This window comes from Janthinobacterium sp. EB271-G4-3-2, assembly GCF_020858035.1.
Lineage (GTDB): Bacteria > Pseudomonadota > Gammaproteobacteria > Burkholderiales > Burkholderiaceae_D > Janthinobacterium > Janthinobacterium aestuarii.
Genome location: NZ_JACYMG010000008.1, coordinates 1 through 26,199 on the forward strand (window position 1 = coordinate 1; position 26,199 = coordinate 26,199).

Here is a 26,199-nt window from a genome sequence, read left to right on the forward strand (position 1 = left end):
GTTTTACAGCGATCCGAAGATCACTGCTGCACTTACATCAAATGCCCACACTTATCGACTGTTAATTGTTAAAGAACGGTATTCGGTACTGCTTATTTGCCACTCTCGCGCTATCGACAAAGCGTTGTGTTTGTCAGCTGCGAAGAAGGAAGAGTATGCAGCGTTTCGGCTAATTCGTCAACCTTCTTTTTTTGCCGTTTGCTACTGCATCCGGCTCCCTCTGTTTCGCTAAAACCACTGCGTCTCATCGGGGAGGCGAATCATATCAAAGACCGTCGAAGTTTGGCAAGCGCTTTTCAAGGAAAGCGTGCATGCCTTCTTTTTGCGCAGGCGTACCGAAGGCGGCCTGGAACAAGCGGCGCTCGTAGGCGACACCATCGGTCAACGTGGTTTCAAAGGCGCGGTTGACGCAATCCTTGATCATCATTGCAACCGAGGTCGGCATGGCGGCGATGGTCTTGGCGGCGGCCAGGGTTTCTTCCAGCAATTTGTCAGCCGGCACCACGCGCGACACGAGGCCGATGCGTTCCGCCTCGGCGGCATCGATGGTGCGCGCCGTCAGCAACAGATCCATGGCCTTGGCCTTGCCGATGGCGCGCGGCAAACGCTGCGTGCCGCCCGCGCCCGGCGTGACGCCGACCTTGATTTCCGGCTGGCCGAATTTGGCGCTGTCGGCGGCGATCAGGAAATCGCACATCATGGCCAGTTCGCAGCCTCCACCGAGCGCATAGCCCGCCACCGCACCCACCACCGGTTTGCGCACGCGCAAGATATGCTCCCAGTTGCGGCTGATGTAGCCCTGGGTATAGGTATCCGGGTAGGTGTAATCGGCCATGGCGGCGATATCGGCGCCGGCGGCAAATGCTTTTTCGCTGCCCGTGAGGACGATGCAGCCGATATTGTCGTCAGCGTCGAACTTCAGCAAGGCGTCGCCCAGCTCATTCATCATGTTCTCATTCAAGGCATTGAGCGCCTTGGGGCGGTTCAGGCGGATGACCGCCACTTTGTCCTGGATATCGATAATCAGGTCTTCGTATTGCATAGTGTCTCCTCTCGATGAACGGTGCAACGATTGTAGCGGCTAACGGCAGCGGCGCGGCAGGTGCGCTGCTATTATTGTGAGCCCGATCTTTTTTATCGAGCAGCATATTTTCTCTTCCCTCTTCCAGTATTGCGCCCACTACCTGCGCGGCGACGGCAGCGCCGCCAGCGTCAATTTCCGCCGCCTGTGGTTCAGCAATGGCCTCAATTGCTTCGGCGCCCAGATCACCTCGCTGGCCCTGCCCCTGTGCGCGGTGCTCTTGTTGCATGCGACGCCGGAACAGATGGGCGTGCTGGTTGCGCTGCAGGCGCTGCCGTTCGCCCTCTTCGGCTTGCCCGTCGGCGTGCTGCTGGACCGGCGCAGCAAGCACCCGATCATGCTGTTCAGCGAAAGCATGTCGGGCCTGGCCCTGGCCAGCGTCGCCGTAGCTTACTGGTGCGGCGTGCTGTCGATGCCATGGTTATATATAGTGGGCTTCATCATCGGCACGGGCTTCGTCGTCGGGGGCGGCGCAGAGCAGGTGTTTCTGACTTTCCTCGTGGGCCGCGATGGCTTGATCGATGCGCAGTCGAAATTTGCCGCCACCGAATCGGCTTCGCGCCTGATCGGTCCCGGCCTGGCCGGCGTACTCGTGCAAGTACTGTCGGCGCCCGTCGCCATCCTGTGCACGGCGTGCGGCTATCTGATTTCGGTTTGCAATTTGCGCGCCATGAGCGTGCGCGACCCTCGGCCAGCCCCCTCCGACAAGCACGCCTTGCGCGACATCGCCGACGGCTTGCTGTTCGTCTGGCGCGAACCGCTGCTGCGCGCGCTGGCCTGGGGCGCCGGCATCTGGCACTTCCTGTTTTACGCCAGCATAGCCTTGACGGTGCTGTTCGCCACACGCGACCTGGGCATGAGCCCGGGCGTGCTGGGCATGACGCAGATGCTCGGCGGCGCCGGCGTCCTGCTCAGCGCCTTCATCGTCAAACCCTTGACGAAGCGCCACGGCGCCGGCCGCACCATCCTGATCGGCCTGGCATCGACTTCGCTCTGTTTTGCCCTGACACCCACGATACCCGCCGCGCTGTTCGGCAGCGCGGCCGCCAGCGCCGTGGCCTATGCCATCTTGATGTTCTTTTTCGATTGCGGCGTGATGCTGTTCTTTATTCCCTACCTGGGCTTGCGCCAGAAAGTCACACCCGACCCCATGCTGGGCCGCATGACGTCGACCATGCGCTTCCTGACGGTGGCCACGGCGCCGCTGGGTGCGCTGGCCGCCGGCTGGATAGCGGAACATTTTGGCGTGCGCAATAGCCTGGCCTGCATCGCGGCCGGCAGCATCGTGTTGACGGTGGCCATGGTGTGGGGCACGCCGCTGCGTAGCGTGCGCACCTGAAGCGGTGAACGGGAATACACTGGCAAAAGATTGCCTTGGCGACACTATTCACGCCAAAGCTTGTGAGGTTTGATTTATATCAAGGTTTTAATTGATGTAAATCCATAAGCTGTCTTACATCATTTGAGGAGCACGCTATGTTTAACACCATCTTATTTCCCACCGACGGCTCGCCGCTGTCCGACAAAGCCGCCGAGACCGCCCTCGCCTTCGCCCAATTGAACAAGGCCAAGCTGGTTGCCATCAGCGTGGTGCAGCCGTTTCCGTTCTCGCCGATGGCGGACGGCGGCATCGTGCTCGACGCCAGCCTGTATGAACAGCAGATGCAGGAAGCGTCGCAACGCGCTATCGACAAGATCGGCGCAGCGGCGCGTGCCGCCGGCGTGCCTTTCGAAGGCGTGGTCGCCGTGTCGCCGAGCCCGCACGATGAAATCGTCAATGCGGCGCAAACCTACCATTGCGACATCATCCTGATGGCCTCGCACGGCCGCAAGGGTTTGAACAAGCTGTTCGTGGGCAGCGAAACGCAAAAAGTGCTGGCGCACACTCACTTGCCAGTGATGGTCTTGCGCTAAGTCACACCACGAACCGCCCGGCGCCGCGAGAAACTCAGCGCGCCGGCGCCTGCTTCGGCAACAACACCCACACGGCGCCGCTCTGCTTCATGCGGCCCGCATTCTCGGCCGCTTCCGCGCCAAAACCAAAGAAGTAATCGACACGGATCGGCCCGCGAATGGCGCCGCCCGTATCCTGCGCCATCACCAGGCGCTGCATGGGAATCTCGCTATTGGCTTGCGTGGTAGACAGGAACACGGGCGCCCCCAGCGGCAGGAAGCGCGAATCGATGGCCACCGAGCGCTGCGGCGTCAGCGGCACGCCCAGCGCGCCCTTCGGCCCCACTTTCGGATCGGGCAAACGCTCTTCCTTGAAGAAGACATAGCTGGGATTGGCGTTGAACAATTCATCCTTGCGCGTCGGGTGGCCGGCGATCCACGCCTTGATGCCCTGCGCGGAGGCCTGGCTCAAGGTCAGCTCGCCCTTGTCGACCAGGTAGCGGCCGATCGATTTATACGGATGACCATTCTGGTCCGCGTACGCCACGCGCACGGTTTCCTGCGTATCGGTCAGCTGCACGCGGCCTGAGCCCTGCACCTGCAGGAAGAAGGCCTCGACTTCATCATCCACCCACAGCAATTCCTTGCCCGTGACGGACGTGGCGCGCTCGATGTCGGCGCGGGTCGCGTACGGCACCACCTTCTTGCCGACCAGCTTGCCCCGCAAGCGCATGTTTTTCAGTTCCGGATACACGCCGGACAAATCCACCGAGACGAGGTCGTCGGGCACCTTGTACAGCGGTGTCTGATAGGGGCCGCCCCGCTTGCGCGCGCCGTGCAGCAGCGGCTCGTAATAGCCGGTGACGAGGCCAGTGCTGGCGCCATCGGCGGTGATCACTTGATTCGGCACAAAGAAGGTCTCGAAGAACAGACGGATGGCCTTGTCGCTGTCGGCATTCACCTGGCGCGCGATCGTGCACGATTCCTTCCAGTCCGGACGTTTGACCAGCACGCCGCACGACGCCATGAACGCTGGCCAGGCGGCGCGCATGTCGTCGCGGGCCCAGCCAGGCAAGGCGGCAAACTTGGCGGGCACGAAGGTGGGCGTCGCGACATCCGCGGCATCCTTGGCGTCGGCCGGCTTGGCCGGAACCGGCTTGACGACGGTCGGCGCGATGGGCGGCGCCTTGCCGCCGGCGGCGGCCGGTGGCGTGGGCGGCGTGGTACAGGCGGACAGCGCGAGCGCGACGGCGCCGATTGAAACGGGTAGACTACCGCGTGTCAACAGACGGCGGGTAAATACTAAGCTGCGGGTAAATAACATAGGGGTGCGTATGTGGATCTTGATGATAGAGGCGCTGGTGGCGTTCTTCTTGCTGGCATTTATAGTCTGGTGGACCATGTATTCGGGTAAAAAACCCGTCCCACCGGCGCGCAAGCAGCTCGGCGAAGAACAGGACAGCGCCGAAAAACTGAAGTAAGGGGCGCAAGCCCCCGGCGTTGCGTCAATGCAGGGTGCGTGGCACCGATAGCACGAACTCGGGAATCGGCGCTTCAAACTGATGGCCATCTTCGGCCACGCAGAAATACTCGCCGTGCATCGAGCCTTGCGGCGTGCCCAGCATGGTGCCGCTCGTGTATTCGAACTGTTCGCCCGGCTGCAGCAGCGGCTGGTGGCCGACGGCGCCCAGGCCGCGCACCTCTTCCACCTTATTGTTCGCATCCGTGATGACCCAGTGGCGCGAAATCAGTTGCGCGCCAGCCGTGCCCGTGTTGACGACGCGGATCGTGTAGCTGAACACGTGCCGCCCCTGGTCCGGTGCCGATTGCTCGGGCAGGTATTGCGTCTTGACCGTTACCGTAAATTCATAAGTCGCCATCGTCATTCCTATTCAGACATTGCAGTCATTATGGCGGCGCGTGTGCCGCATAGGCCACGGCGCGCCGTGTATTCTGTGTTTCATCGTGCTTCAATGAGGCATGGCAGCGGCGTCAAGCGTAAAATAGCGCATCTTCGCATTTTCTATCCTTTAGCTACTCCACCATGACTACATTCCGTATCGCTCCCAGCATCCTGTCCGCCGACTTTGCCCGCCTGGGCGAGGAAGTGCGCAACGTCGTTACCGCCGGCGCCGACATCATCCACTTCGACGTGATGGATAACCATTATGTGCCGAACCTGACCATCGGCCCGCTGGTGTGCGAAGCGATCCGCCCGCACGTGCAAGTGCCCATCGACGTGCACCTGATGGTCAAGCCTGTCGATCGCATTATCCCGGATTTCGCCAAGGCTGGCGCGAACATCATCACCTTTCACCCTGAAGCGTCGGATCACGTCGACCGCTCCTTGCAACTGATCCGCGACAATGGCTGCAAATCGGGCCTGGTGTTCAACCCGGGCACGCCGCTGCACTACCTGGAACACGTGATGGACAAGATCGACATCATCCTGATCATGTCCGTCAATCCAGGCTTCGGCGGCCAGTCCTTCATCCCGCAGGCGCTGAAGAAAATCGCCGAAGCGCGCCGCATGATCGACGAATCGGGCCGTGACATCATGCTGGAAGTCGATGGCGGCATCAAGATCGACAACATCGCCGCCGCCGCCGCTGCCGGCGCCGACACCTTCGTCGCCGGCTCGGCCATCTTCGGCAAGCCAGACTACAAAGCCGTCATCGACGCCATGCGCGCCGAGCTGGCAGCCGTCAAGGGCGCCTGATGCAAGCGGGCACGGTGAAAGACCACGTACTGGCCGGCGTGCGCGCCGCCATCATCGACCTCGATGGCACGATGCTCGACACCGTGCCCGATTTTCATGTCGCCATCAACGGCATGCGCGCCGAACTGGACCTGGCGCCCATCAGCGCCGATGCCATCCAGCTGATGGTCGGCAAGGGCTCGGAAAACCTGATCCGCACCGTGCTGGCGCTCGACTTCGATGCGGCCGGCGTGGAACAGCGTTTCGAGCAGGCGATGGACGGCTACCAGCGCCACTACCTGGCCATCAACGGCCAGTTCAGCACCCTGTACCCGGATGTGGAAGCGGGGCTGGCGGCGATGAAGGCGGCGGGCCTGCGCCTGGCGTGCGTCACCAACAAGCCGATCGCCTTCGCCCTGCCCCTGCTGAAACTGAAAAACCTCGACCAGTATTTCGAGATCGTCTACGGCGGCGATTCGCTGCCGAGGAAGAAGCCGGACCCGATGCCGCTGCTGCAAGTGTGTGCGGACTTCGACCTGACGCCCGCCAAAGTGGTGGCCATCGGCGACTCCTCGAATGACGCGCAAGCGGCCAGGGCTGCGGCTTGCCCCGTATTGACCGTACCGTATGGCTACAATCACGGACACTCTATACACGATACCGATTCCGATGGTATAGTAAAGACACTGCTCGAAGCAGCCCGTTTTATTAGCATGCAAAATTAACCGGCATACTGACCAAACCCACCACCATATCGTGAACACGTTTCTCATCAAAAAACACAATGTCACCCAAACCGGCTCGATTGAGGCCTGGCTTTGGCGACGCTGGCAATCCTGGCAGGCTTAAGGGCCGAGCCGTTACGATTGCTGCCGGCTGCACCCGTATAGTTTGCGCATATTGCGCATGTTGCGTGCCCCGGCAAGTTTTTTGATAACCCACCGCAGGGTTTGTGCACTATGCACACTCATACCCTGACGGCATGGAGAGAAACATGACCGAACTCGAATTCAAATCGCTGGCCCAGCAAGGCTACAACCGCATCCCCCTGATCGCGGAAGCGTTCGCCGACCTGGAAACGCCGCTCACCCTGTACCTGAAACTGGCACAGGCCCAACAAGGCGGCAAGAACACCTTTTTGCTTGAATCCGTCGTCGGCGGCGAACGCTTCGGCCGCTATTCCTTCATCGGCTTGCCCGCCACGACCGTGTTGCGCAGCCATGGCAAGCGCACCGAAATCGTCAAGAACGGCGTCGTGATCGAAGAGCACGAAGGCAATCCGCTCGACTTCATCGAACAGTACCAGTCGCGCTTCAAGGTCGCCCTGCGCCCCGGCATGCCGCGCTTCTGCGGCGGCCTGGCCGGCTACTTCGGCTACGACACCGTGCGCCACATCGAGAAAAAACTGGCCGGCGGCGCGCCGAAAGATGACTTGAAGCTGCCCGACATCCAGCTGATGGTGACGGAAGAACTGGCCGTCATCGACAACCTGTCCGGCAAGCTCTACCTGATCGTCTACGCCGACACGGCGCAAGCCGAGTCGTTTTCGAAAGCGCAGCAGCGCCTGAAGGATTTGCGCATGATGCTGCGCCGCGGTGTCGATGCGCCCGTCACCAGCGCTTCCGTGCGCACGGAAACCATCCGCGACTTTTCCAAGGAAGACTACCTGAAGGCCGTCGCCAAGGCGCATGAATACGTGATGGCGGGCGACCTGATGCAGGTGCAGATCGGCCAGCGCATCCGTAAACCCTATGTCGATTCGCCGCTGACTTTGTACCGCGCCCTGCGTTCGCTGAACCCGTCGCCGTATATGTACTTCTATAATTTCGGCGACATGCAGATCATCGGCGCCTCGCCCGAGATTTTGGTGCGCAACGAAAGCACGGCCGATGGCGGCAAGAAAGTCACCCTGCGCCCCATCGCCGGCACGCGTCCGCGCGGCGCCACGCCGGAGCGCGACGCCGAGCTGTCGGCCGAGCTGCTGGCCGATCCGAAAGAGATCGCCGAGCACGTGATGCTGATCGACCTGGCGCGCAACGACATCGGCCGCATTGCGGAGACGGGCAGCGTGCACGTCACCGACCGCATGGTCATCGAAAAATACTCGCACGTGCAGCACATCGTCTCGAACGTGGAAGGCACCTTGAAGAAAGGCTTGTCGAACCTCGACGTGCTGCGCGCGACCTTCCCCGCCGGCACCCTGACGGGCGCGCCGAAAGTGCGCGCCATGGAAGTGATCGACGAACTGGAAATCACCAAGCGCGGCATCTACGGCGGCGCCTGCGGCTACCTGTCGTTTGGCGGCGAAATGGACGTGGCGATTGCGATCCGCACGGGCGTGGTCAAGGACGGCATGCTGTACGTGCAGGCCGCGGCCGGCATCGTCGCCGACTCCATTCCCGAAATGGAATGGCAGGAAACGGAAAACAAGGCGCGCGCCGTACTGCGCGCCGCCGAACAAGTGCAAGATGGCCTGGATGGAGGGTTTTAAGATGCTGCTCATGATCGACAATTACGACTCCTTCACCTACAACATCGTGCAGTATTTTGGCGAGCTGGGCGAAGACGTGCGGGTCTACCGCAACGATGAAATCACGATCGAACAGATCGAGGCGCTGAACCCGGACCGCATCTGCATCTCGCCCGGCCCGAAAGCGCCAGCGCAGGCGGGCATCTCGGTGGAAGTGCTCAAGCACTTCGCCGGCAAGAAGCCGATACTGGGCGTGTGCCTGGGCCACCAGGCCATCGGCGAAGCGTTTGGCGGCAAGGTCATCCGCGCCAAGCAAGTCATGCATGGCAAGACTTCCCTCATCGCGCATACGGGCGTGGGCGTTTTCAAAGGCTTGCCCAGCCCCTTCACAGTGATCCGCTACCACTCTTTGGCGATCGAACGCGCCTCGCTGCCTTCCTGCCTGGAAGTGACGGCGTGGACGGACGACGGCGAAATCATGGGCGTGCGCCACCGGGAATACGATATCGAGGGGGTGCAGTTCCACCCCGAATCGATCCTCTCGGAACACGGCCACGCCCTGCTGAAGAATTTTCTCGAGCGCTGATCCCATGCGCACGCTCCGGCGTGCCATCAGTGTCCTCCTGCGCCATCATTGAAGAAGGAAGCATCATGCCGATCACACCACAAGAAGCCCTGCTGCGCTGCATCGAACACCGCGAGATCTTTCACGACGAAATGCTGTACCTGTTCCGCCAGATCATGTCCGGCGAAATGTCGCCCACCATGATCGCGGCCCTCACCATGGGCTTGCGCGTGAAAAAGGAAACCATCGGCGAAATCGCCGCCGCCGCGCAAGTGATGCGCGAGTTTTCCACCAAGGTGCCCATGGCCGACACCACCAACCTGCTCGACATCGTCGGCACGGGCGGCGACGGCGCGCACACATTCAACATTTCCACCGCCTCGATGTTCGTGGCGGCGGCGGCCGGCGCGCGCGTGGCCAAGCATGGCGGGCGCAGCGTGTCGTCCTCGTCCGGCAGCGCCGACGTGCTCGATTCCTTGGGCGTCAACATCAACCTGCAGCCCGAGCAGATCGCCCAGTCGATCGCGCAAACGGGCATCGGTTTCATGTACGCGCCGAACCACCATGCGGCCATGAAGCATGCGGCGCCCGTGCGCAAGGAGCTGGGAGTGCGCACGATTTTCAATATCCTGGGGCCGCTGACGAATCCGGCCGGCGCGCCGAACATCTTGATGGGCGTGTTCCACGCCGATCTGGTCGGCATCCAGGTGCGCGTGCTGCAGCGCCTGGGCGCGCAGCATGCGATCGTCGTGTATGGCCGCGACAATATGGATGAAGTGTCGCTCGGCGCCTCTACCCTCGTGGGCGAGCTGGTCAACGGCGAAATCCGCGAATATGAAATCCATCCGGAAGACTTCGGCATGTCGATGATCGCCAGCCGCAACCTGAAAGTGGCCGATTCCACCGAATCGAAAGCGAAGATGATGGAAGCGCTGCGCGGCGAGCCTGGTGCCGCTGCCGACATCGTCGCCCTGAACGCGGGCACGGCGCTGTATGCGGCCGGCGTGGCCAGCTCGATCGAAGACGGCCTGGCGCGCGCGCGCACCGCCGTCAGCTCGGGCGCCGCGCTGGCGAAACTCGACCAATTCGTGCAGGTGACGCAGCAGCTTGGCACCCCGGCGCAAGCGTAAGTCCTCCGCCCTCCTTTATAGAATAGCGACCATCATGTCCGACATACTCGATAAAATCCTGGCCGTAAAAGCCGATGAAGTGGCCAAGGCCAAAGCCCGCCGCAGCCTGGCCAGCCTGCGCGGCGACGTGGAAAGCGACAGCGAACTGCGCGCCGGCCTGCGCGGCTTCGAAGCCAGCCTGCGCCAGCACATCGCCGCCGGCAAGCCCGGCATCATCGCCGAAGTGAAAAAGGCATCGCCGTCGAAAGGCGTGATCCGCGCCGACTTCCGCCCTGCCGACATCGCCGCCAGCTATGCCCAGCACGGCGCGGCTTGCCTGTCCGTGCTGACCGACGAGCAGTTCTTCCAGGGCAGCGTGGAGTATCTGCAGCAGGCGCGTGCCGCCTGCGCCATCCCCGTGCTGCGCAAGGATTTCATGGTCGACATGTACCAGATCTATGAAGCGCGGGCCATGGGCGCCGACTGCATCCTCCTGATCGTCGCGGCGCTCGACCATGGCCTGATGGCGGAGATGGAGGCGTGCGCCCACGAACTGGGCATGGGCGTGCTGATCGAAAGCCACGACGGCGAAGAACTGACGGCGGCGCTCAAGCTCAAGAGCGCGCTGATCGGCATCAACAACCGCAACCTGCGCACGTTCGAGACGTCGCTGGAAACGACACTCGGCCTGCTGCCGCGCATCCCGCAAGACAAATTGATCATCACGGAATCGGGCATCCACAGCACGGCCGACGTGCAGCGCATGCGCGATGCGCACATCCACAGCTTCCTCGTGGGCGAAGCGTTCATGCGCGCGCCAGACCCCGGCGTGGAACTGGAACGCCTGTTCAGTTAAACCATGGTAGGCTGGCAGCCATGAGACACGCGATCACCATCCTTGCCGTCGCCAGCCTGCTGGCAGCCTGCCAAAGTACGCCGCCACCAGCGGTGAACGCACCCACGTCCACGCCCCCTCGCACGCCGGCCGCGATACAGCTCGCCGCCAGCATCGATGCCTACAAATCGCTGGTGGCGCAGCAGATCATGGCCGCCAACGCAGAATATACGTTCAGCGGGCGCCTGCCGCCCATGCTGCCGGCCATCGTCGTGCTCGACCTGAGCGTGGGCCCGGACGGCGAGCTGAAAAGCGTGCACGTGCATCGTTCGCGCGACGGCGAAGCATCGGCCGCCGCGCTGGCCGCCGTGCGGCGCATGCCGGCCTACTTTCCTCCGGCGGGACACCTGATGCGCCGCCACGCCCGGAGCTTCGATTTCTCCGAAACCTTCCTCTTCAACGTCTTCAACGGCCAGTACCGCTTCCAGCTGCGGACATTGTCCGGCCCTCAGTAACCGCGCAAGCATCGAGTTCGATGCGGTCGCGTCCCCGCTCCTTGGCCAGGTACAGGGCCGCATCGGCGCGCGACAGCAGCTGTTCCAGCCCCTCCATCACCGATGCCTGGCAAGCGACGCCGATGCTGACCGTACACGGTGGCAGCCCCGCATGACCGGGCTCGTGCAGCAAGGCGCGGATGCGTTCGGCCACGCCCAGCGCGTTATGCGCCGGCATGTCCGGCATCAGCACGACGAACTCCTCGCCGCCGAAACGCGCCACGCAATCCGATTCGCGCAAGGCGCTGCCGATGACGGCGGCCACGTGCGCCAGCACCTGGTCGCCCACCGCGTGACCGTAGCGGTCATTGATCAATTTGAAGTAATCGAGGTCGATGCTGAGCAGTGTCAGCGGCAAACGGCGGCGGCGCAGATTGCCTGTCTCGCGCGCATAGGCGTCGCCAAAGCCGCGCCGGTTCAGCACCTGCGTCAGCGGATCGTGGGTCGAACGGCGCTCCAGTATCTGCTGCAGGCGCCGCGTGGCCACCGTCATGAAGCCCACCGTCAGCAGCAGCGCCATGAAATTGGCGACCGCCAGATAGATGCCGGCCGGCGTGCCGGCCACCATCAGGTTCACGCTGGCGCCGCCATGCAGCAAGGCCGACACGCCGCGCGCCAGCACCACGGCCGCTTGCATCAGCATCAGCCCGCCAAAGAAAAAACTGGAAAAGTGGCGCTCGCCATGGCGCCACACCAGCTGCACCTGGCGCGCGTAAAACAGGAAGACCAGCAAGGAAAAGACCGCCACGCGCACCGAGAAATCGGGGCGCGCCAGCAGCCACCAGCTATTGCCGGCGATGGCCAGGGCAAGTATCAGCAGATAGGCGCGGCGGCTGGGCGCCAGGCCGAAGAATTTCTCCGTGCCCAGCATCGACAGGCCGATGCCGGCCACCAACGCCGCATTGGCCGCGATCATGGACAATGCCGGCGGCAGCACCTCGCGGGTGCCGAACAACAGGGACGCGCACACCAGCAGCAGCAAACCGGCCGCCCAATGTCCGAGGCCCTGCACCTCGCGCCGGAAGCTGCGATACACCGAGAACATGACGATGCTCATCGCCCCGCACATCAGGGTCGTCATCAGCATGATCGTTCGAGGATCGAGGGTTTGCACGTTGGGCGCGGTCAAAAAGAATCAGTTCGGCAATTTTAGTTTAGTTAAGGAAAAATTAGTTCATATGCAGTAAATAATGATGGCAAGAGGCCAATGCCGGCGGATACGCGGCATTGAGAAATTGCAGCCTGAAATAGAAAACCGGCCAGTGACGGCCGGTTTTCTATCTTACCGCATGACGAACAGCTTATACAGCGCTAGGGCGCTTCGGCCCCGTGGCTTTCTTTGGCGCCGGCAACAGGGCCAAGCTGACACCGGGCACGCGGTCGCCCTGCAGCACGGCCGCGAACGTCATCAGCTCGTCACGGCGGAAGGCGTGCACTGTCACTTTGGCACCGACGGCATAGCGGCCCAGCAAGGTGTCGAGGTTCGCCGGGTTGCCCGTTACGCGCAAGCCATCGACGGCCACCAGCACGTCGCCCGCCGACAGGCCGGCTGCGTGGGCGGCGCCGCCCTGGTGCACCTGCGCCAGTTTGGCGTCGTTGCCGTCGCGCCCCAGGTTGACGTCCAGGCTGGCTTTTTCCGCCTTGCGCGCGTCGCTGTATTTCACGCCGAACGGCGCCAGCAGGCGCGCCAGCGGCACGTCGTCCGTGCCGCGGATGTAGCGCTCGAAGAACGGCTTCATGCGCGTGCCGGAAACTTCATCGAACAGGGCTTCGACTTCGGCCGGCGTCACGCCGCGCGCTTTACCCTTGTAGAAATCGCGGCCATAGCGCTGCCACAGCGCCTGCATCACGTCGTCCAGCGACATTTCGCCGTTCGTCTTGCTGCGGATCGTCAGGTCGAAGGCCAGCGCGATCAACGAACCCTTGGTGTAGTAGCTGACGATGGCGTTCGGCGCGTTTTCATCCTGGCGGTAGTACTTGCCCCAGGCGTCGAAGCTGGAGTCGGCCACGCTTTGCTTGGTGCGGCCGCTGCCGCGCAAGACGCTGTTGACGGTTTTTCCAAGCAATTTGAAATAGGCCGCCTCGTCGATCAGGCCCGCGCGCACCAGCATCAGGTCATCGTAATAGCTGGTGAAGCCTTCGAACAGCCACAGCAGCGGCGAGTAGCTTTCCGCCTGCAGGTTGTACGGCGCAAAGGCGGCCGGCTTGATGCGCTTGACGTTCCAGGTGTGGAAGTACTCGTGGCTGCACAGGCCCAGGAATTTCAGGTAGCCGTCGCCGATCTCGGTGCCGTTTGACGCCGTCGTCGGCAGGTCGGCGCGCGCGCAGATCAGCGCCGTCGAGGCGCGGTGTTCGAGGCCGCCGTAACCGTCGCCGACGGCCATGGTCATGAACACATAGCGGTCCATCGGCGCTTTTTTGGTCTTCGGCTCGAAGAAGGCGATCTGCGTTTCGCAGATGGCTTTCAGGTCGCGGCACAGACGGTCCAGGTCCAGGTTCGGTACCTTGCCCGTGACGACGATATCGTGCGGCACGCCATGCGCGGAGAAGGTGGCCAGCGCGAAGTCGCCCATTTCCACCGGGTGGTCGATCAATTCATCGTAGTTGGCGGCCTGGTAGCTGCCGAAACCATAGCGCTTGGCCTTGAGTTCCGGCAGGGTGGTGGCCACTCGCCAGGTCTTGCAGGCGGCATCCTTGGGCTGCACGATGTGCACTTCATGGGCGTCGGATTCCTGGCCCAGCACGCGCAGGAACACGCTGGTGCCATTGAAGAAGCCGTGATTCTGGTCCAGGTGGGCGGCGCGCACGGACAAATCCCACGCATATACGTCGTATTCGACCGTCAACGGACCCTTGCACGGCGCGGCTTGCCACGAGTGCTTGTCCAATTTGGTCAGCGCCACGGCCTTGCCCTCGGACTCGGCGCGGATGCTGACGATGTTGCGCGAAAATTCGCGGATCATGTAGCTGCCCGGGATCCAGGCCGGCAAGGACAGGACCTGGCCGATGGCGGCCGGCGACTTGACCGTCAACGTCACCATGAACATGTGGCCTGCCAGGTCCGCTGCGGCGATGCTGTAGATGATGCCGGCGGCCGGTGCGGCTTTCGCCTTGGTTTTCGCAACGGCTTTGCTTGTGGCATTGCCGGAGGCTTTTGCGGTGATTTTTTTAATCGGTGCTTTCTTCATGTTTTCCTCGTGTCTGGCATGGATGTTCTACAATCGCCCGGGCGCGCCATGCACCGGCGACAAATCGTCAGGTGTATCAATATCGCGCAAGATGCCGCCGTCGTCCACTGTCACTTCGCATACGGCATGGCTGTTGACGATGCTGCGCGCGCCCTGGTCGCCATCGAGCGCCAGCAGCAGCGGCAAGTGGAAAGCGCTGAACGCGACAGGATTGCCGCGCCGTCCCTGGAACACGGGCACGGCGATGCGCGCGCCATCGCCGATGGCTTGCGACAAGGCGGCGATTGTAGCCGCTTCCACGAAAGGCATGTCGCCCAGGGCGATCAGCCAGCCCGGCGCGCCGCGCACGTAATCGATGGCGCAGGTCAGCGACGCGGCCATGCCCGTGTCCGCGTCATGGCAGACGCGTACCTCGCAGCCCAGCGCGCCGAGCACGCGCGCCACCTGCGTGTCGTCGGCACGCACCACGGCCAGCACGCGCGGCAAGGCGGCCAGCATGGCTTTTGCTGCCGCCACCACCACCGGCAAGCCCGCGTGCGGGCCTTCGGCCAGCGGCTGCAATAATTTGTTCTGTACGCCGGAAGGGTCGAACCTGCGTCCCCTTCCGGCTGCCAGCAAGATGCCGACCGTACTCAAAAAACCGCTGCCGTCATGCGGCCGCCAGGTCGAACGGCAGCTTGCGCAAGCGCTTGCCCGTCAGGGCGAACAGCGCATTGGCGAATGCCGGCGCCAGTGGCGGCACGCCCGGTTCGCCCATGCCCGTCGGCGCGTCGCCCGACGGCACCAGGTGCACCTCGATCACCGGCATGTCGGGCATGCGCGGCACCGGGTAGTCGCCGAAGTTCTGCTGCTCCACCACGCCATCCTTGAGCGTGATGGCCGCGCCGGGGATGGTCATGCCCAGCGCCATCAGCGCGGCGCCCTGCACTTGCGCCTCGATCGTCAAGGGATTGACGGCCAGGTTGCAATGCACGCCCGCCCATACCTGGTGCAGCTTGGGCGCGCCTTCCACCACCGAGGCCGTCACCACGTAGGCGACGACGGAATTGAACGACTCGTGCATGGCCACGCCCCATGCCTGCCCTTTCGGCAACTTCTTCCTCCCGTAGCCGGACTTGGCCACGGCCAGGTCCAGCGCGGCGATGTGGCGCGTGTGCCTGGCGTCGATCAGCTGCTTGCGGTAGGCGACGGGGTCCATCTTCGCCACATGCGCCGCTTCGTCGATCAGGGTTTCCATGACGAAGGCCGTGTGCGTCGAGCCGACGGAGCGCCACCACAGCACGGGCACGTTCGCCTTGGCCGTGTGCACGGACAGCTTCATCGGCAGGGTGTACGGCTCGCCCATGCCTTCGACCATGGTACCGTCGACGCCATTTTTCACCATGAAGGCTTCGAACGGCGTGCCGGCCATGATGGACTGGCCCACGATGGTGTGGTCCCAGGCGAGGATCTTGCCCTTGGCGTCGAGGCCGATCTGCGCGCGGTGCACATGCGACGGCCGGTAGTAGCCGCCCTTGATGTCGTCCTCGCGGCTCCACATCAGCTTTAATGGACCGCTCTTGCCCGCCGCGCGGTACGCCTTGGCGACATTGACGGCTTCGACCACGTAGTCGGACGAGGGCACGGCGCGCCGGCCAAAGCCGCCACCGGCCATCATCGTGTGCAAGGTCACCTGCTCCGGTTTCAGGCCGGAAGTGGCGGCAATCGCCGCCTGGTCGCCCGTCTGGAATTGCGAGCCGACCCACATCGTGCATTTGTCCGCTTGCAGATCGACGACGCAGTTGAGCGGCTCCATCGGCGCGTGCGCCAGGTAGGGGAATTCGTAGACGGCTTCGATCTTTTTCGGCGCCTTGGCCAGCTTGCCCATGTCGGCAGGCCTGGCGACGGTGCCCGGCGTTTTCGCCAGCGCCTTGAAGGCGGCCAGCTGCTTGTCGCTGCTGACCTTTTCCACGGCGCTCGTATCCCACTCGATCACCAGCGCGTCGCGCCCCTGCTTGGCGGGCCAGTAGCCGTCGGCGATGACGGCCACGCCGCTGCCGCCACGGTCGGTCTTCACTTCCAGCACGTCCAGCACGCCCTTGATGGCCTTCGCCTTGCTGGCGTCGAATTTCGCCACCTTCGCGCCAAACACGGGCGGACGCGCCACCATGGCCACTTTCGCGCCTGGCGGCTTGAAGTCGATGCCGAACTGCTGTTTTCCCGTCGACTTGGCGGCCGCGTCCAGGCGTTTCACGGGTTTGCCGATGATGGAAAATTCGCGCGGGTCTTTCAGTTTGACGGTGGTGGGCACGGGCTGGCGCATGGCCGCGTCGGCAAACTCGCCATACGTCGCCTTTTGTCCGCCGGGCCCATACAGCACACCCTTGGCTGCGCGCACCTGGTCGGGATTGACCTTCCACTGTGCGGCAGCGGCGCCTACCAGCATGGCGCGCGCCTTGGCGCCGATTTCGCGGTACTGCGTAAACGAGTGGGCGATGCTGCCCGAGCCGCCCGTCATCTGCATGCCGTAGGCGGCATCCTTGTACTGCTCGCCGGCCGGCGCCAGTGCGCCATGCACCAGGCTCCAGTCGGCGTCGAGTTCCTCGGCGATCAGCATGGGCAAGCTCGTTTGCACGCCTTGGCCAAATTCCAGCCGGTTCACTTGCACCGTCACCGTGTTATCGGGGGCGATGTGCAAAAACGCGTTCGGCGCATACACGGGCTTGGCGGGAGCGGCATCGGCCGCCCGCGCCAGCTTGCCTGCGCCCGGCAGGAAAAAGCCCAGCATCAAGCCGCCGCCAGCCACCGCGCCAGCCTTCATGAAACCGCGCCGCGATACGCCATCGGCCGTGCCAACGACGGCCACCGGCGCCGATGCCAGCGCCGCGCCCAGGGTCACCCCGCCATGCTGCAATGCTTCCTGATTCAACCATTCGATACGCATGCCGTTCTCCTCAGGCCAGGGTCTTGGCCGCGTCCTTGATGGCCGCGCGGATCCGTTGATAGGTGCCGCAGCGGCAGATATTGCCGCTCATGGCGCCGTCGATGTCGGCATCGCTGGGCGCCTTGTTGGCGCGCAGCAGCGCCGTCGCGCTCATCACCTGGCCGCTCTGACAGTAGCCGCATTGCGGCACGTCGTGGCGCACCCATGCCGCCTGCACGGCCTTGCCCACCTGGTCGTTTTCCATCGCTTCGATGGTGGTGATCTTTTGCGCGCCCACCGACGAAATCGGCGTGATGCACGAGCGTATCGGCTGGCCGTCGAGGTGCACCGTGCAGGCGCCGCACAGGGCCGCGCCGCAACCGAACTTGGTGCCCGTCATGTTCAGGTTATCGCGCAGCGCCCACAGGATGGGCGTGGAGGGATCGGCGTCGACTTGCGTGTCGCGTCCGTTGATATTCAAGGTAATCATCTGCTGCTTCCCCTTTTTTGGATTGTTATGGCGTCTACGAACAACACTTGATGATACGACAGCGGAAAAAAACGCAAAAAAAAGCGCGCCTTGCGAGGGCGCGCCGTCCAGCCTTCCTGGCGACAGCCCGGATTACTTAATGGTCGAGAATTTCTGCTCCAGCGTCTTCGCATCGACCGCGCCAGGAATGCGGCTGCCGTCGGCAAAGAAGATGGCTGGCGTGCCAGAGACGCGCAGCTGCTGGCCCAGGGCCAGGATTTTTTCATGCGGGTTGGCGCAAGTGGCCGCTACCGTGGCTGGCGCCTTGCCGTTCAGCATCCAGTCATCCCAGGCCTTGTTACGGTCCGGCGCGCACCACACATTGCGCGACTTGACGATGGAGTCCGGCGACAGGATGTTGTACATGAAGGTGTAGACGGTGACGTTGTCGATTTCCTTCAAAGCGTTCTGGCGGAAGCGCTTGCAATAGCCGCAGTTCGGATCTTCGAACACGGCGATCACGCGCTTGCCATTGCCCTTGACGGTCTTCATGGCGGAATCGAGCGGCAGATCGGAGAACTTGATGCGGTTGACTTCGTCCAGGCGCACCTTGGTGAGATCCTGCGACGTCTTGGCGTCAAAGACGTGGCCGACGAACAGGTATTGCGCGCTCTTGTCCGTGTACAGGATGTCGCCACCCGTGCGCACTTCGTACAGGCCGCCGTATGGCGTTTCCTTGACCGAATCGACCTTGGCGCCTTCGCCCAGGCGCGGCTCGATCAGCTTTTTGATGTTCGCTTCCGTCGGCGTTTCCGCGCCGGCGCACGACATCATCAGGCCCGAGGCCATCAGCAAGGCGATTTTGCTCATGCTTCTGTTCATTGTTATCACTATCACTTCTCCACTTGACACGCCTGGCGGGACTGGACTCTGGTCCGGCGGCGATCTTTTAACAAAACGAACGCCGCAGACCAGCTGCGGCGACCTTGAATTTTCACTACCGCCATTATCCGGCGATATCTTAAGATATGCTGATATTTACGGATGTCCCAATGCGTGCGAGATCATTTTCCGCTTCAGGGCCGGTAATTTATCCAGCAAGTTTAATCCCAAATTGCGAACCACGCGCAACGGCTCCAGATCGGTGCCGAACAAACGCGCCAGACCATCGGTCGCCAGCTGCATCAGCAGCACGTCTTCCTTGCGCGCGCGGGCATAGCGGGCCAGCACGCGTTCGTCGCCGATGCCGCGGTGCGCTTCGCGTTCGCTGATCGTCTTGACCAGCTGCGCCACGTCCGCAAAGCCCAGGTTCATGCCGTGGCCGGCCATCGGGTGCACCACGTGGGCGGCGTCGCCCACCAGGGCCACGCGCGGCGCCACCATGGCGTGCGGGCGCATCAGGGTCAACGGAAACGCGCGCACCAGCTCCGGCTGCAAAGGCGTGAGCTTGCCCAACTTGTCCCGGCAGTATGCGGCAAGGCGCGCGGCCAGGGCATCGGCCGGTTCGGCCATCAAGGTATCGGCCAGCGCATCGGGCGCCGACCAGACGAGAGAGACGCGCTCGCCCGGCAGCGGCAGCAGCGCGACGATGCCTTCGCTGCCCGTAAACCACTGGTGCGCCGCGCCATGATGCGGCTTTTCGCAGGCGAAGTTGCTGACCACGCCGCGCTGGCCGTAGGAACGGTAATCGAGGCCGATGTCGCACTGGCCCCGCACCCACGACTGGGCGCCGTCCGCGCCGACCACCAGCGCGCAGGTGATGGTGTCGCCGCCGTCGAGGTGCACGATGGCCGAGTCGTTCGTCCATTCCATGCGGCTGGCACGGCCCTGCAGCACGCTGACGTTCGGCGCGAATTTCAGGGCGGCGTCCAGCGCCTGGCCCAGGTTGCGGTCTTCGATGATCCACGCCAGGCTGCCCACATGGGCGCCATAGGCGTCGAAACCGAGTCCGCCCGCCTGCGCGCCGTCGCCGTTGACCAGCATGGCGTCGACGGGCGCCACCCTGTCGGCCTCTAAAGCGCCCCACACCTTCAGCGACGACAGCAAGTCGTGCGCCGTGTGGTTGAGCGCATACACGCGCACATCCCAGCTGGCTTCGACCGGCTTGGCGGCCGAAGGGGATGCGGTCACCGGCGGGCTCGCCGGAGATAACAGGGTGACGCTTTGTCCTGCCTGGGCAAACGCCAGCGCCGTGGTTTTCGCGATGGCGCCGTTGCCGACGATGCAAACGTCGCTGTGGCTGTGCATGAAGCGCCGCATGGTGGGGGAAGTGGGACTGTTCATGCGGCCATTATAGCGTTTGCCCCACCTGTTTTAGATAGTCCGGAAGTACAGAACGCGTGCCTCAGATCAAGCGGCGCCATGAAAGACGGGCAGCACATGGTCCGCGATCTCCTGCATCGTCTCGGCCAGCGGGCGGCGCTTCTGCCGCAGTTCCAGGCCGATACTGAAACCGCCCTGCCCCAGCTTCGTCATGGCGCCCATTTCAATCCCACTGCGGCGCCAGGCCGTCCGGGTTGGCCAGGCGCTCGCCCCGTTCCAGGGCGGCCATCTGCGCCATCTCGTCCGGCGACAGGGTGATGCGCTGGAAATGCAGGTTCGCTTCCAGGTTGGCACGTTTGGTCGACGATGGGATCACGGCAAAGCCCTGTTGCAGCGACCAGCTCAGGGCCACTTGCGCCGGTGTCACGCCGTGCCTGGCGGCGACGGCCGCGATCACGGGGTCGGCCATCACCTTGCCATACGCGAGCGGCATGTAGGCCGTGATGTGGATGCCCTGGCTGCGCGCGAACTCGACGACCTGGCGGTTTTGCAGGAAGGGGTGGATCTCGACCTGCTGCGTGGCGATTTCCGCCGCGCCCACCGTATCGATGGCTTGCCGCAGCTGCGCATTCGTGAAATTCGATACGCCGATGGCCTTGGTCAGCCCCTGCGCCTTCGCCTCCGCCAGCGCCGCCATGTAGTCGGCCACGGGAATCGCGTCCTGCGGCGACGGCCAGTGAATCAGCGTCAAATCTAGCTGCTCCAGCCGCAGCTTGTGCAGGCTGGCCTTCAGGCTCGGAATCAGCTTGTCGCGCTGCAGATTGTCGATCCAGATCTTCGTGGTGACGAACAGCTCACCGCGCGGGACGGCGCTGGCGGCGATCGCCTGGCCCACTTCGGCTTCATTGCCGTAGATTTGCGCCGTGTCGATATGCCGGTAGCCGACGTCCAGCCCCGTGGTGACGGAATCGATGACGACCTGGCCCTGCAGGCGGAAGGTGCCCAGGCCGATTTCAGGGATGGTTGTGTGTTGGGTAGTCGTATTCATGCGGCAGTCCTCTCAAGTCAGTAACGATGAGCACACTATGCGCCCATCCTTTGTTGAGAAAAATACCGTTTATATCAAATCATATTTGATCCACAGGCAAGTAATGTGATAGCCATGCAGGAAATCCGGGAAAAGTCGTCGCCGGCTCTTGCATTCCCGTTTCGGTCTGCTATAATTCGCCACCTTGGCCTGGTAGCTCAGTCGGTAGAGCAGAGGATTGAAAATCCTTGTGTCGGTGGTTCGATTCCGCCCCGGGCCACCAAGAATTAGTTGTTACAGAACGCCAACCCTTGCCGGTTGGCGTTTTCGTTTGCGGCCGAGAAGTCCGCATATCGCATATCGGTCGATTCCCGCTCCTGTGGGCGGCCCGGATAACTAACCGTTTGGCGCGAGGATAGGATGGGTCAGAGTCCCCTGCTATTGCGGCGATTGTTGCGTGCGAAAGATAGAATGGACGGCGCCCCCGATGAGGATTGGCCCGTTCACCGGCTAGCGCAAGTGAGCGCCGTCTCGGTGGCGTACTTCGCGCGCGAATTCAAAAAGGCCTTCGGCCTCCCCCCACATCGCTATTTGCTTACCCGCCGTATCGAGCGGGCCACGGCACTGCTGCGCGGCACCGACCTGCCCATTACGCAGATCGCGCTGCAAACCGGCTGGACCAGTCTTGGCACCTTCGGGCGCATCTTCCGCGACATCACCGGGGCAAGCCCGGGCGAGCTGCGAATGCGCGAACGCTCGGTCCAGCACGTGGGCGAGCATATTCCCGAGTGCGTCATGCGCGACGCCGAACGGCCCAATCTGAATATCGCAGTTTTGGAGAAGCGGCGCAGGAAAGCAGCTGGCAAACTGTAGCTTCAATTCAAGGAGCTGATATGACTCAAAATGTGAATGTGGTCGGACTGTATGTGCGCGATCAGGACGAAGCGCTTGCGTTCTACGTCGAAAAATTGGGATTCCGCGTCCACACGGACGTCCGAAACGGCGACTATCGCTGGCTGACGGTGCAGCCTGCGGATCAGCCCTCGTTCCAGCTCGGCTTGTTCATCCCCGGACCGCCGATACATGACGCGGCAACCGCGCAAGCCCTGCATGAAATCGTGGCGAAGGGAGCCATGCCGCCACTGGTGCTGCTGGTGGACGACTGCCGCGCCGCATACGAGCGTTTGAGCAAGAGCGGCGTCGAATTCACGCAAGAGCCCGTGGATCGCTACGGACAGGTGGATGCCGGCTTTCGCGATCCTTCCGGCAATGGATGGAAAATGATCGGAGCCGCGGCCAAGCCGTCTGCGCGGACATCGCCATGAACCGGCACCATGGGATACGGCAAAGCCACCGCTGGCTGTCCATCGCTGGCTGTTCGCGCTGCCGCATGTGAGCAAGCGGCGCGGCACCACGCAAAAACGGGCCGTTTCCGGCCCGTAGCGACACCCATCCGGCGCACCGGGCGCCCGATGATCGCCCTCTTACCACATCAAATCATCAGGAATCTGGAACGCCGCGTACGGATCGTCCTCATCCACTTGCGTGCTGGCCTGCTTGACGCGCACGACGATGGCGGGGTCGCGTTCGGCGATCTTGTCGGCGATGATGCGCGGCACCAGTTCCACGGCGCCGCCCAGGCAGACGATGACCAGACGGCCCGCCACCAGATGGGCTTGCACGGCCGCCGTCACGTAGATGCGCTCGATCTTGTTGTTGAACGTGAAGTTATACGGCACGTCACCGTTGTTGCCCTTGCTCTGGCGGTTCTTTTGCACCATTTGCGCGATCTGCGCCACGATGGCTTTCTGGTTGGCGGCCGCGTCGCGCTGGGCATTCAGTTCGCGCGCGCGTTCCGCGTTCTTGCGCTGCGTCTCGAGCGCGGCCAGGCGCACCTCGTCGACACTTTGCGTGCCGCTCTTGCGCTCGTCCTTTTTTTGCTTGCTCTTGTCCTGGTTGGCCAGCTTGACCTTCTTCTTGTCGACCAGGCCGGCCTTTAAAAACTGCTCTTGCAACGAGACCATAACTACTCCGTATTGAGGGTGCGCCGGCCAAGGCAGCAGCATCGGCCGGTGGAAAGACGCTAGCATAGCAAAAAACAGGGGCGCTGCCGCCGCAACATGGCTGCCCGGGCCAGCCGGGGAGCGCCTTGTGCCTGTCAGTAACAAAAAGACACACTCGAGTGGAAATTTTGTTGATAAATGTCATATAGTTAGTTACGTTCTGCATACCGGCATTGCCTGCCGCTTGCATGTCCCCTTCCACCGACTGCGCCTAAAGGATTTACCATGAAACAATTCATCGCCCTCTGCATCGCCGCCGCGTTTGCCAGCACCGCCTTTGCCGCCGCACCGGAAGCGGCGCCCGTCGCCAAGACGGCGCAACAGTCAAAAATGACCACCTGCAATGCGGATGCCGCCGGCAAGAAAGGCGATGAGCGCAAGGCCTTCATGAAGGAATGCCTGAGCGCCAAGCCGGCGCCGGCCATGACGCAGCAAAACAAGATGAAGGCGTGCAATGTCGACGCCAAGGACATGAAGGGCGACGCCCGCAAGGCGTTCATGAAGGAATGCCTGAGCGCGCCGAAGAAATAAGCGCCTCACCGGCCTGTCCCCGCAACGCCAGCATCATGCTGGCGTTTTTTATGGCTCTGTCATCGGCAAGTAGGGAAATGCCGGAATCTTCCCTTGGTTGTGTTGTCTGACTCTGCATACTTACCCTGCAGGAGCAGATCATGCGGCCAGCCGAATGGATCACCTTGATTGCGCAGTTTGCGCAGTTGAACCGACGCCAGCGGCAGGCAGGCATTGTCCTGCTGCGTGGCAACGCACCACACGACGCGACCGTCGCGCTGCTGGAAAGTGTCGCGCAGCCGCGATTGGCCTGTCCCGCCTGCCACTCGGCGCACCTGCACCGGCACGGCCATGCGCATGGACTGCAGCGCTACCGCTGCGGGCCGTGCGGGCGCACCTTCAATGCGCTCACCCGCACGCCGCTGGATACTCGACGCCAGGCGCATCCGTTCACCGGAAACGTTATTGAAAGCAACGCTGGGTGCATTCCCACATCTGACGGTGACATAGCCTTTTTTATTGCCCTGCGTAAGCCTGCATCAGCCGGTCGAGGAAAACAAACAGCTGGCCATTCATGGCTTGCCAGTCGTGGGAGCGCAGGGCCGCTGGCTGCTGCACGAAGCGGTGCGACGTGAGCGTGGCCAGTTCTGCTGCTGACGCGGCGATCAGCAGTTCGACCACCTCCGGCGTGAACTCCATATGGCACTGGAAGCCGTACACCAGATTGCCGTATTCGACGATCTGGCGGGGGCACCCTTCGCTATAGGCGATGATCTTCGCGCTGTCGGTCAGGCCCGGCATGTCGCTGTGCCAATGCCCGGTTTCCAGGACGTCGCCGACATGGGCGAACTTGTCGTTCACCTTTCCGTCTGCCGTCAGCATGATGGGGAACTTGCCGATCTCCTTTTCAGGGCTGTGCGCATGGCGCGCTCCCAGGGCCGCGCCGATCAGCTGCGCGCCCAGGCAAACGCCGACGACGGCCTTGCCCGCCGCGGCACAGGCGGCTATCAGGGCCTGTTCGGCTGCGGCGTCGAAATGCGGGCATTCCTCGCGCGCCGTCAACGGCGACTGCGGCCCGCCCATGACGACCAGCAGGTCGATGTCCGCGATGGAAGCAGGCAGCGGCTCCTGGGCATGGACGCGGGAATACGTGGCCTCGTGGCCCCGTTCACGTACCCAAGTCTCATAGGCGCCCGGCGCCTCGAATGCTTCATGCACGACGAAATGGACTTTCATGATGTTCCCTTTCTGTGGCGAGAAATTAAAAAACTATGGCCGGCCCAGCACCTGGGCCAGCACCGCGGCGAACGCCTGCGCGCCCGCTTCATCGATGGCCGATACGGTGATCCGCAATCCCTGCGCTGGCGCCTGCACGCCGAACGCTTCACCGCCGCGCACCAGCCAGCCATGCCGGGCCAGCGCCAGCACGGCCGCCTGGCTACTGTCCGGCAGCGGCAGCCACAGGTTCAGGCCATCGGCGGGACTGGCGCAGACCAGGCCTTGCGCCGCCAGCGCCGCCGCCACCATGTCGCGGCGGCGCGCATAATCGGCGCGGGCCAGGACCACCTGCGCGGACACGTCGGGCGACGACAGGCAGGCGCTCACGGCATCCTGCAAAAGATGGCTGACCCAGTTCGTGCCGGGCGCCAGGCGCAAGCGCAGGCGCTGGGCGGTCTGCCCATCGCTGGCGACAACGGCCAGGCGCAGGTCGGGACCGAAGATCTTCGATACGGAACGGACCAGGGCCCAGCGCCGGGCCGCCGGGGGTATCACGTCCTGGTAGCCGGCCGTGGACAACAGCGAAAAATGGTCGTCGACGATGACCAGCACGTGCGGGTAGGCGGCCAGCACGGCGCGCAGCTGATCCGCACGCGCGGCGCTCAGGCTGCAGCCGGTGGGATTGTGCGCGCGCGGCGTCACGATGACGGCTTGCGCGCCTTGCGCCAGCGTCCGTTCCAGCGCTGCGGCCTGCATGCCCTCGGCATCGACCGCCACGCCAACGGCGTGCAGGCCGGCGATGCGCAAGGTGTTGATACTGCTGACGAAACACGGGTCTTCCACGGCCACCTTGTCGCCCGCGGCCAGGTACGTCCCCAAGAGGCGCTCGACCGCATCGACGGCCCCATTCGTCACGGTGATGTCGTGGCCTTCGGGGCAATCGCCACCCAGCCAGCGCCGCGCCAGCACTTCCAGCTCCGGATCGACGGTGGCTTCGCCATACAGGCGCGGGCGGTATGGCTTGCGCGACAGGGCCGCGCCGACGTCGGGCAGCCAGGCCAGGTTCGGATTGCCGCCGCCCAGGTCGGCCAATGGCGAGCCGGGCAGCAAGCCTTCCTGCTCGCCGGGATCGCGCTGCGCGCGGATGGCCGTGCCCAAGCGCCCTTGCGTGACCGCGATCCCGGCCGTCACCAGGCGCTGGTAGGCCAATGACACGGTATTGCGGTTGACACCCAGGGTCGCGGCCAGCTCGCGCACGGTCGGCAACTCCTGGCCCGGCAGCAATTCGCCCGCCTGCGTCAGCGCGCGGATGCTGTCGAACAGTTCCGCGGCGGTTTTTCCGGCAATCTTCACGA

The 26,199-nt window shown here is 63.3% G+C and carries 29 protein-coding genes, 1 tRNA gene and 1 pseudogene; 16 read left to right on the forward strand and 15 right to left on the reverse strand.

Features of this window, described 5'->3' with window-relative positions; genetic code table 11:
- A partial coding sequence (locus IGS55_RS17155; RefSeq protein ID WP_230537234.1) for a hypothetical protein occupies nucleotides 1-232 on the forward strand: 232 nt, incomplete at its 5' end.
- A 33-nt stretch (nucleotides 233-265) separates the two neighbouring features.
- Here IGS55_RS17155 and IGS55_RS17160 read toward each other — a convergent pair.
- The gene (locus IGS55_RS17160; RefSeq protein ID WP_092719025.1) at nucleotides 266-1,042 is read right to left on the reverse strand and encodes an enoyl-CoA hydratase; all 777 of its coding nucleotides are present in this window, start codon (nucleotides 1,040-1,042) and stop codon (nucleotides 266-268) included.
- Nucleotides 1,043-1,118: 76 nt separating this feature from the next.
- On the opposite strand from IGS55_RS17160, the gene IGS55_RS17165 reads away from it, so the two are divergent.
- Nucleotides 1,119-2,420: an MFS transporter gene (locus IGS55_RS17165; protein WP_230516615.1), complete on the forward strand. Its 1,302-nt coding sequence runs from the start codon at nucleotides 1,119-1,121 to the stop codon at nucleotides 2,418-2,420.
- A 137-nt stretch (nucleotides 2,421-2,557) separates the two neighbouring features.
- A complete protein-coding gene (locus IGS55_RS17170; RefSeq protein ID WP_070312619.1) occupies nucleotides 2,558-2,995 on the forward strand; it encodes a universal stress protein in 438 nt (145 codons plus the stop codon).
- Between the two features lie 34 nt (nucleotides 2,996-3,029).
- On the opposite strand, the gene mltA is transcribed toward IGS55_RS17170, so the two are convergent.
- Nucleotides 3,030-4,259 carry a murein transglycosylase A gene (gene mltA, locus IGS55_RS17175; RefSeq protein ID WP_230516616.1) on the reverse strand — a complete coding sequence of 410 codons (1,230 nt, stop codon included), beginning with the start codon at nucleotides 4,257-4,259 and terminating at the stop codon, nucleotides 3,030-3,032.
- A gap of 49 nt (nucleotides 4,260-4,308) precedes the next feature.
- On the opposite strand from mltA, the gene IGS55_RS17180 reads away from it, so the two are divergent.
- Entirely contained in the window at nucleotides 4,309-4,455 is a 147-nt protein-coding gene (locus IGS55_RS17180) for a hypothetical protein (RefSeq protein ID WP_230516617.1), read from the forward strand.
- A gap of 24 nt (nucleotides 4,456-4,479) precedes the next feature.
- Here the strand turns inward: IGS55_RS17180 and apaG are convergent, their stop codons facing one another.
- Nucleotides 4,480-4,854 carry a Co2+/Mg2+ efflux protein ApaG gene (gene apaG, locus IGS55_RS17185; RefSeq protein ID WP_034753698.1) on the reverse strand — a complete coding sequence of 125 codons (375 nt, stop codon included), beginning with the start codon at nucleotides 4,852-4,854 and terminating at the stop codon, nucleotides 4,480-4,482.
- A 164-nt stretch (nucleotides 4,855-5,018) separates the two neighbouring features.
- Between apaG and rpe the strand changes: the two genes are divergently transcribed.
- The 7 genes from rpe to IGS55_RS17220 all read left to right on the forward strand — a co-directional run bounded on the left by rpe (nucleotide 5,019) and on the right by IGS55_RS17220 (nucleotide 11,166).
- Nucleotides 5,019-5,693, forward strand: a complete 675-nt coding sequence (gene rpe / locus IGS55_RS17190) for a ribulose-phosphate 3-epimerase (protein WP_034753544.1) — start codon at nucleotides 5,019-5,021, stop codon at nucleotides 5,691-5,693.
- Entirely contained in the window at nucleotides 5,693-6,397 is a 705-nt protein-coding gene (locus tag IGS55_RS17195; RefSeq protein ID WP_230516618.1) for a phosphoglycolate phosphatase, read from the forward strand. The genes rpe and IGS55_RS17195 overlap by 1 nt, the downstream gene beginning before the upstream one ends.
- Nucleotides 6,398-6,666: 269 nt before the next feature.
- Nucleotides 6,667-8,163 (forward strand): anthranilate synthase component I, encoded by a 1,497-nt coding sequence (gene trpE, locus IGS55_RS17200; RefSeq protein WP_230516619.1) that lies wholly within the window; start codon nucleotides 6,667-6,669, stop codon nucleotides 8,161-8,163.
- Between the two features lies 1 nt (nucleotide 8,164).
- Nucleotides 8,165-8,728, forward strand: coding sequence for an aminodeoxychorismate/anthranilate synthase component II (locus IGS55_RS17205; RefSeq protein WP_092719017.1), 564 nt, complete (start codon nucleotides 8,165-8,167; stop codon nucleotides 8,726-8,728).
- A 65-nt stretch (nucleotides 8,729-8,793) separates the two neighbouring features.
- On the forward strand, nucleotides 8,794-9,837 hold the full coding sequence (trpD, locus tag IGS55_RS17210) for an anthranilate phosphoribosyltransferase (protein WP_034753540.1): 1,044 nt from the start codon (nucleotides 8,794-8,796) through the stop codon (nucleotides 9,835-9,837).
- Nucleotides 9,838-9,871: 34 nt separating this feature from the next.
- Nucleotides 9,872-10,672, forward strand: a complete 801-nt coding sequence (trpC, locus tag IGS55_RS17215) for an indole-3-glycerol phosphate synthase TrpC (RefSeq protein ID WP_230516620.1) — start codon at nucleotides 9,872-9,874, stop codon at nucleotides 10,670-10,672.
- Nucleotides 10,673-10,692: 20 nt separating this feature from the next.
- Nucleotides 10,693-11,166 carry a hypothetical protein gene (locus IGS55_RS17220; protein WP_230516621.1) on the forward strand — a complete coding sequence of 158 codons (474 nt, stop codon included), beginning with the start codon at nucleotides 10,693-10,695 and terminating at the stop codon, nucleotides 11,164-11,166.
- Here the strand turns inward: IGS55_RS17220 and IGS55_RS17225 are convergent.
- From IGS55_RS17225 to dkgB, 9 genes are all read right to left on the reverse strand, one after another.
- Nucleotides 11,117-12,334 carry a GGDEF domain-containing protein gene (locus tag IGS55_RS17225; RefSeq protein ID WP_230516622.1) on the reverse strand — a complete coding sequence of 406 codons (1,218 nt, stop codon included), beginning with the start codon at nucleotides 12,332-12,334 and terminating at the stop codon, nucleotides 11,117-11,119. The genes IGS55_RS17220 and IGS55_RS17225 overlap by 50 nt on opposite strands.
- Nucleotides 12,335-12,506: 172 nt before the next feature.
- The gene (locus tag IGS55_RS17230; RefSeq protein ID WP_268991883.1) at nucleotides 12,507-14,393 is read right to left on the reverse strand and encodes a M61 family metallopeptidase; all 1,887 of its coding nucleotides are present in this window, start codon (nucleotides 14,391-14,393) and stop codon (nucleotides 12,507-12,509) included.
- A gap of 27 nt (nucleotides 14,394-14,420) precedes the next feature.
- A complete protein-coding gene (locus tag IGS55_RS17235; protein ID WP_230516623.1) occupies nucleotides 14,421-15,029 on the reverse strand; it encodes a nucleotidyltransferase family protein in 609 nt (202 codons plus the stop codon).
- 13 nt (nucleotides 15,030-15,042) lie between these two features.
- Nucleotides 15,043-17,316 (reverse strand): xanthine dehydrogenase family protein molybdopterin-binding subunit, encoded by a 2,274-nt coding sequence (locus IGS55_RS17240; protein ID WP_230516624.1) that lies wholly within the window; start codon nucleotides 17,314-17,316, stop codon nucleotides 15,043-15,045.
- Nucleotides 17,317-17,326: 10 nt separating this feature from the next.
- Nucleotides 17,327-17,785 carry a (2Fe-2S)-binding protein gene (locus IGS55_RS17245; protein WP_230516625.1) on the reverse strand — a complete coding sequence of 153 codons (459 nt, stop codon included), beginning with the start codon at nucleotides 17,783-17,785 and terminating at the stop codon, nucleotides 17,327-17,329.
- A gap of 132 nt (nucleotides 17,786-17,917) precedes the next feature.
- The gene (locus IGS55_RS17250; protein WP_223279140.1) at nucleotides 17,918-18,634 is read right to left on the reverse strand and encodes a DsbC family protein; all 717 of its coding nucleotides are present in this window, start codon (nucleotides 18,632-18,634) and stop codon (nucleotides 17,918-17,920) included.
- A 168-nt stretch (nucleotides 18,635-18,802) separates the two neighbouring features.
- Complete coding sequence (locus IGS55_RS17255) at nucleotides 18,803-20,047, reverse strand: FAD-dependent monooxygenase (protein WP_230516626.1); 1,245 nt, start codon at nucleotides 20,045-20,047, stop codon at nucleotides 18,803-18,805.
- Between the two features lie 66 nt (nucleotides 20,048-20,113).
- Nucleotides 20,114-20,248 (reverse strand): hypothetical protein, encoded by a 135-nt coding sequence (locus tag IGS55_RS27900; protein WP_262984190.1) that lies wholly within the window; start codon nucleotides 20,246-20,248, stop codon nucleotides 20,114-20,116.
- A gap of 1 nt (nucleotide 20,249) precedes the next feature.
- Nucleotides 20,250-21,074, reverse strand: a complete 825-nt coding sequence (dkgB, locus tag IGS55_RS17260) for a 2,5-didehydrogluconate reductase DkgB (protein ID WP_230516627.1) — start codon at nucleotides 21,072-21,074, stop codon at nucleotides 20,250-20,252.
- A gap of 186 nt (nucleotides 21,075-21,260) precedes the next feature.
- On the opposite strand from dkgB, the gene IGS55_RS17265 reads away from it, so the two are divergent.
- From IGS55_RS17265 to IGS55_RS17275, 3 genes are all read left to right on the forward strand, one after another.
- A tRNA-Phe gene (locus IGS55_RS17265) sits at nucleotides 21,261-21,336 on the forward strand.
- A gap of 137 nt (nucleotides 21,337-21,473) precedes the next feature.
- Nucleotides 21,474-21,926, forward strand: coding sequence for a helix-turn-helix transcriptional regulator (locus IGS55_RS17270; RefSeq protein ID WP_230516628.1), 453 nt, complete (start codon nucleotides 21,474-21,476; stop codon nucleotides 21,924-21,926).
- A 20-nt stretch (nucleotides 21,927-21,946) separates the two neighbouring features.
- Nucleotides 21,947-22,378: a VOC family protein gene (locus tag IGS55_RS17275; RefSeq protein ID WP_230516629.1), complete on the forward strand. Its 432-nt coding sequence runs from the start codon at nucleotides 21,947-21,949 to the stop codon at nucleotides 22,376-22,378.
- 159 nt (nucleotides 22,379-22,537) lie between these two features.
- Here IGS55_RS17275 and IGS55_RS17280 read toward each other — a convergent pair whose 3' ends face one another.
- A complete protein-coding gene (locus IGS55_RS17280) occupies nucleotides 22,538-23,077 on the reverse strand; it encodes a DUF2058 domain-containing protein (protein ID WP_070223805.1) in 540 nt (179 codons plus the stop codon).
- 264 nt (nucleotides 23,078-23,341) lie between these two features.
- Between IGS55_RS17280 and IGS55_RS17285 the strand changes: the two genes are divergently transcribed.
- A complete protein-coding gene (locus IGS55_RS17285; RefSeq protein ID WP_034753527.1) occupies nucleotides 23,342-23,647 on the forward strand; it encodes a PsiF family protein in 306 nt (101 codons plus the stop codon).
- Between the two features lie 140 nt (nucleotides 23,648-23,787).
- Nucleotides 23,788-24,051, forward strand: a pseudogene (locus IGS55_RS17290) (transposase); the annotation flags it as partial.
- Nucleotides 24,052-24,142: 91 nt separating this feature from the next.
- Here the strand turns inward: IGS55_RS17290 and IGS55_RS17295 are convergent.
- Entirely contained in the window at nucleotides 24,143-24,862 is a 720-nt protein-coding gene (locus IGS55_RS17295) for a glutamine amidotransferase-related protein (protein WP_230516630.1), read from the reverse strand.
- 33 nt (nucleotides 24,863-24,895) lie between these two features.
- Nucleotides 24,896-26,197 (reverse strand): MocR-like B6 salvage transcription factor PtsJ, encoded by a 1,302-nt coding sequence (gene ptsJ / locus IGS55_RS17300; protein ID WP_230516793.1) that lies wholly within the window; start codon nucleotides 26,195-26,197, stop codon nucleotides 24,896-24,898.
- Nucleotides 26,198-26,199 lie beyond the last annotated feature (2 nt).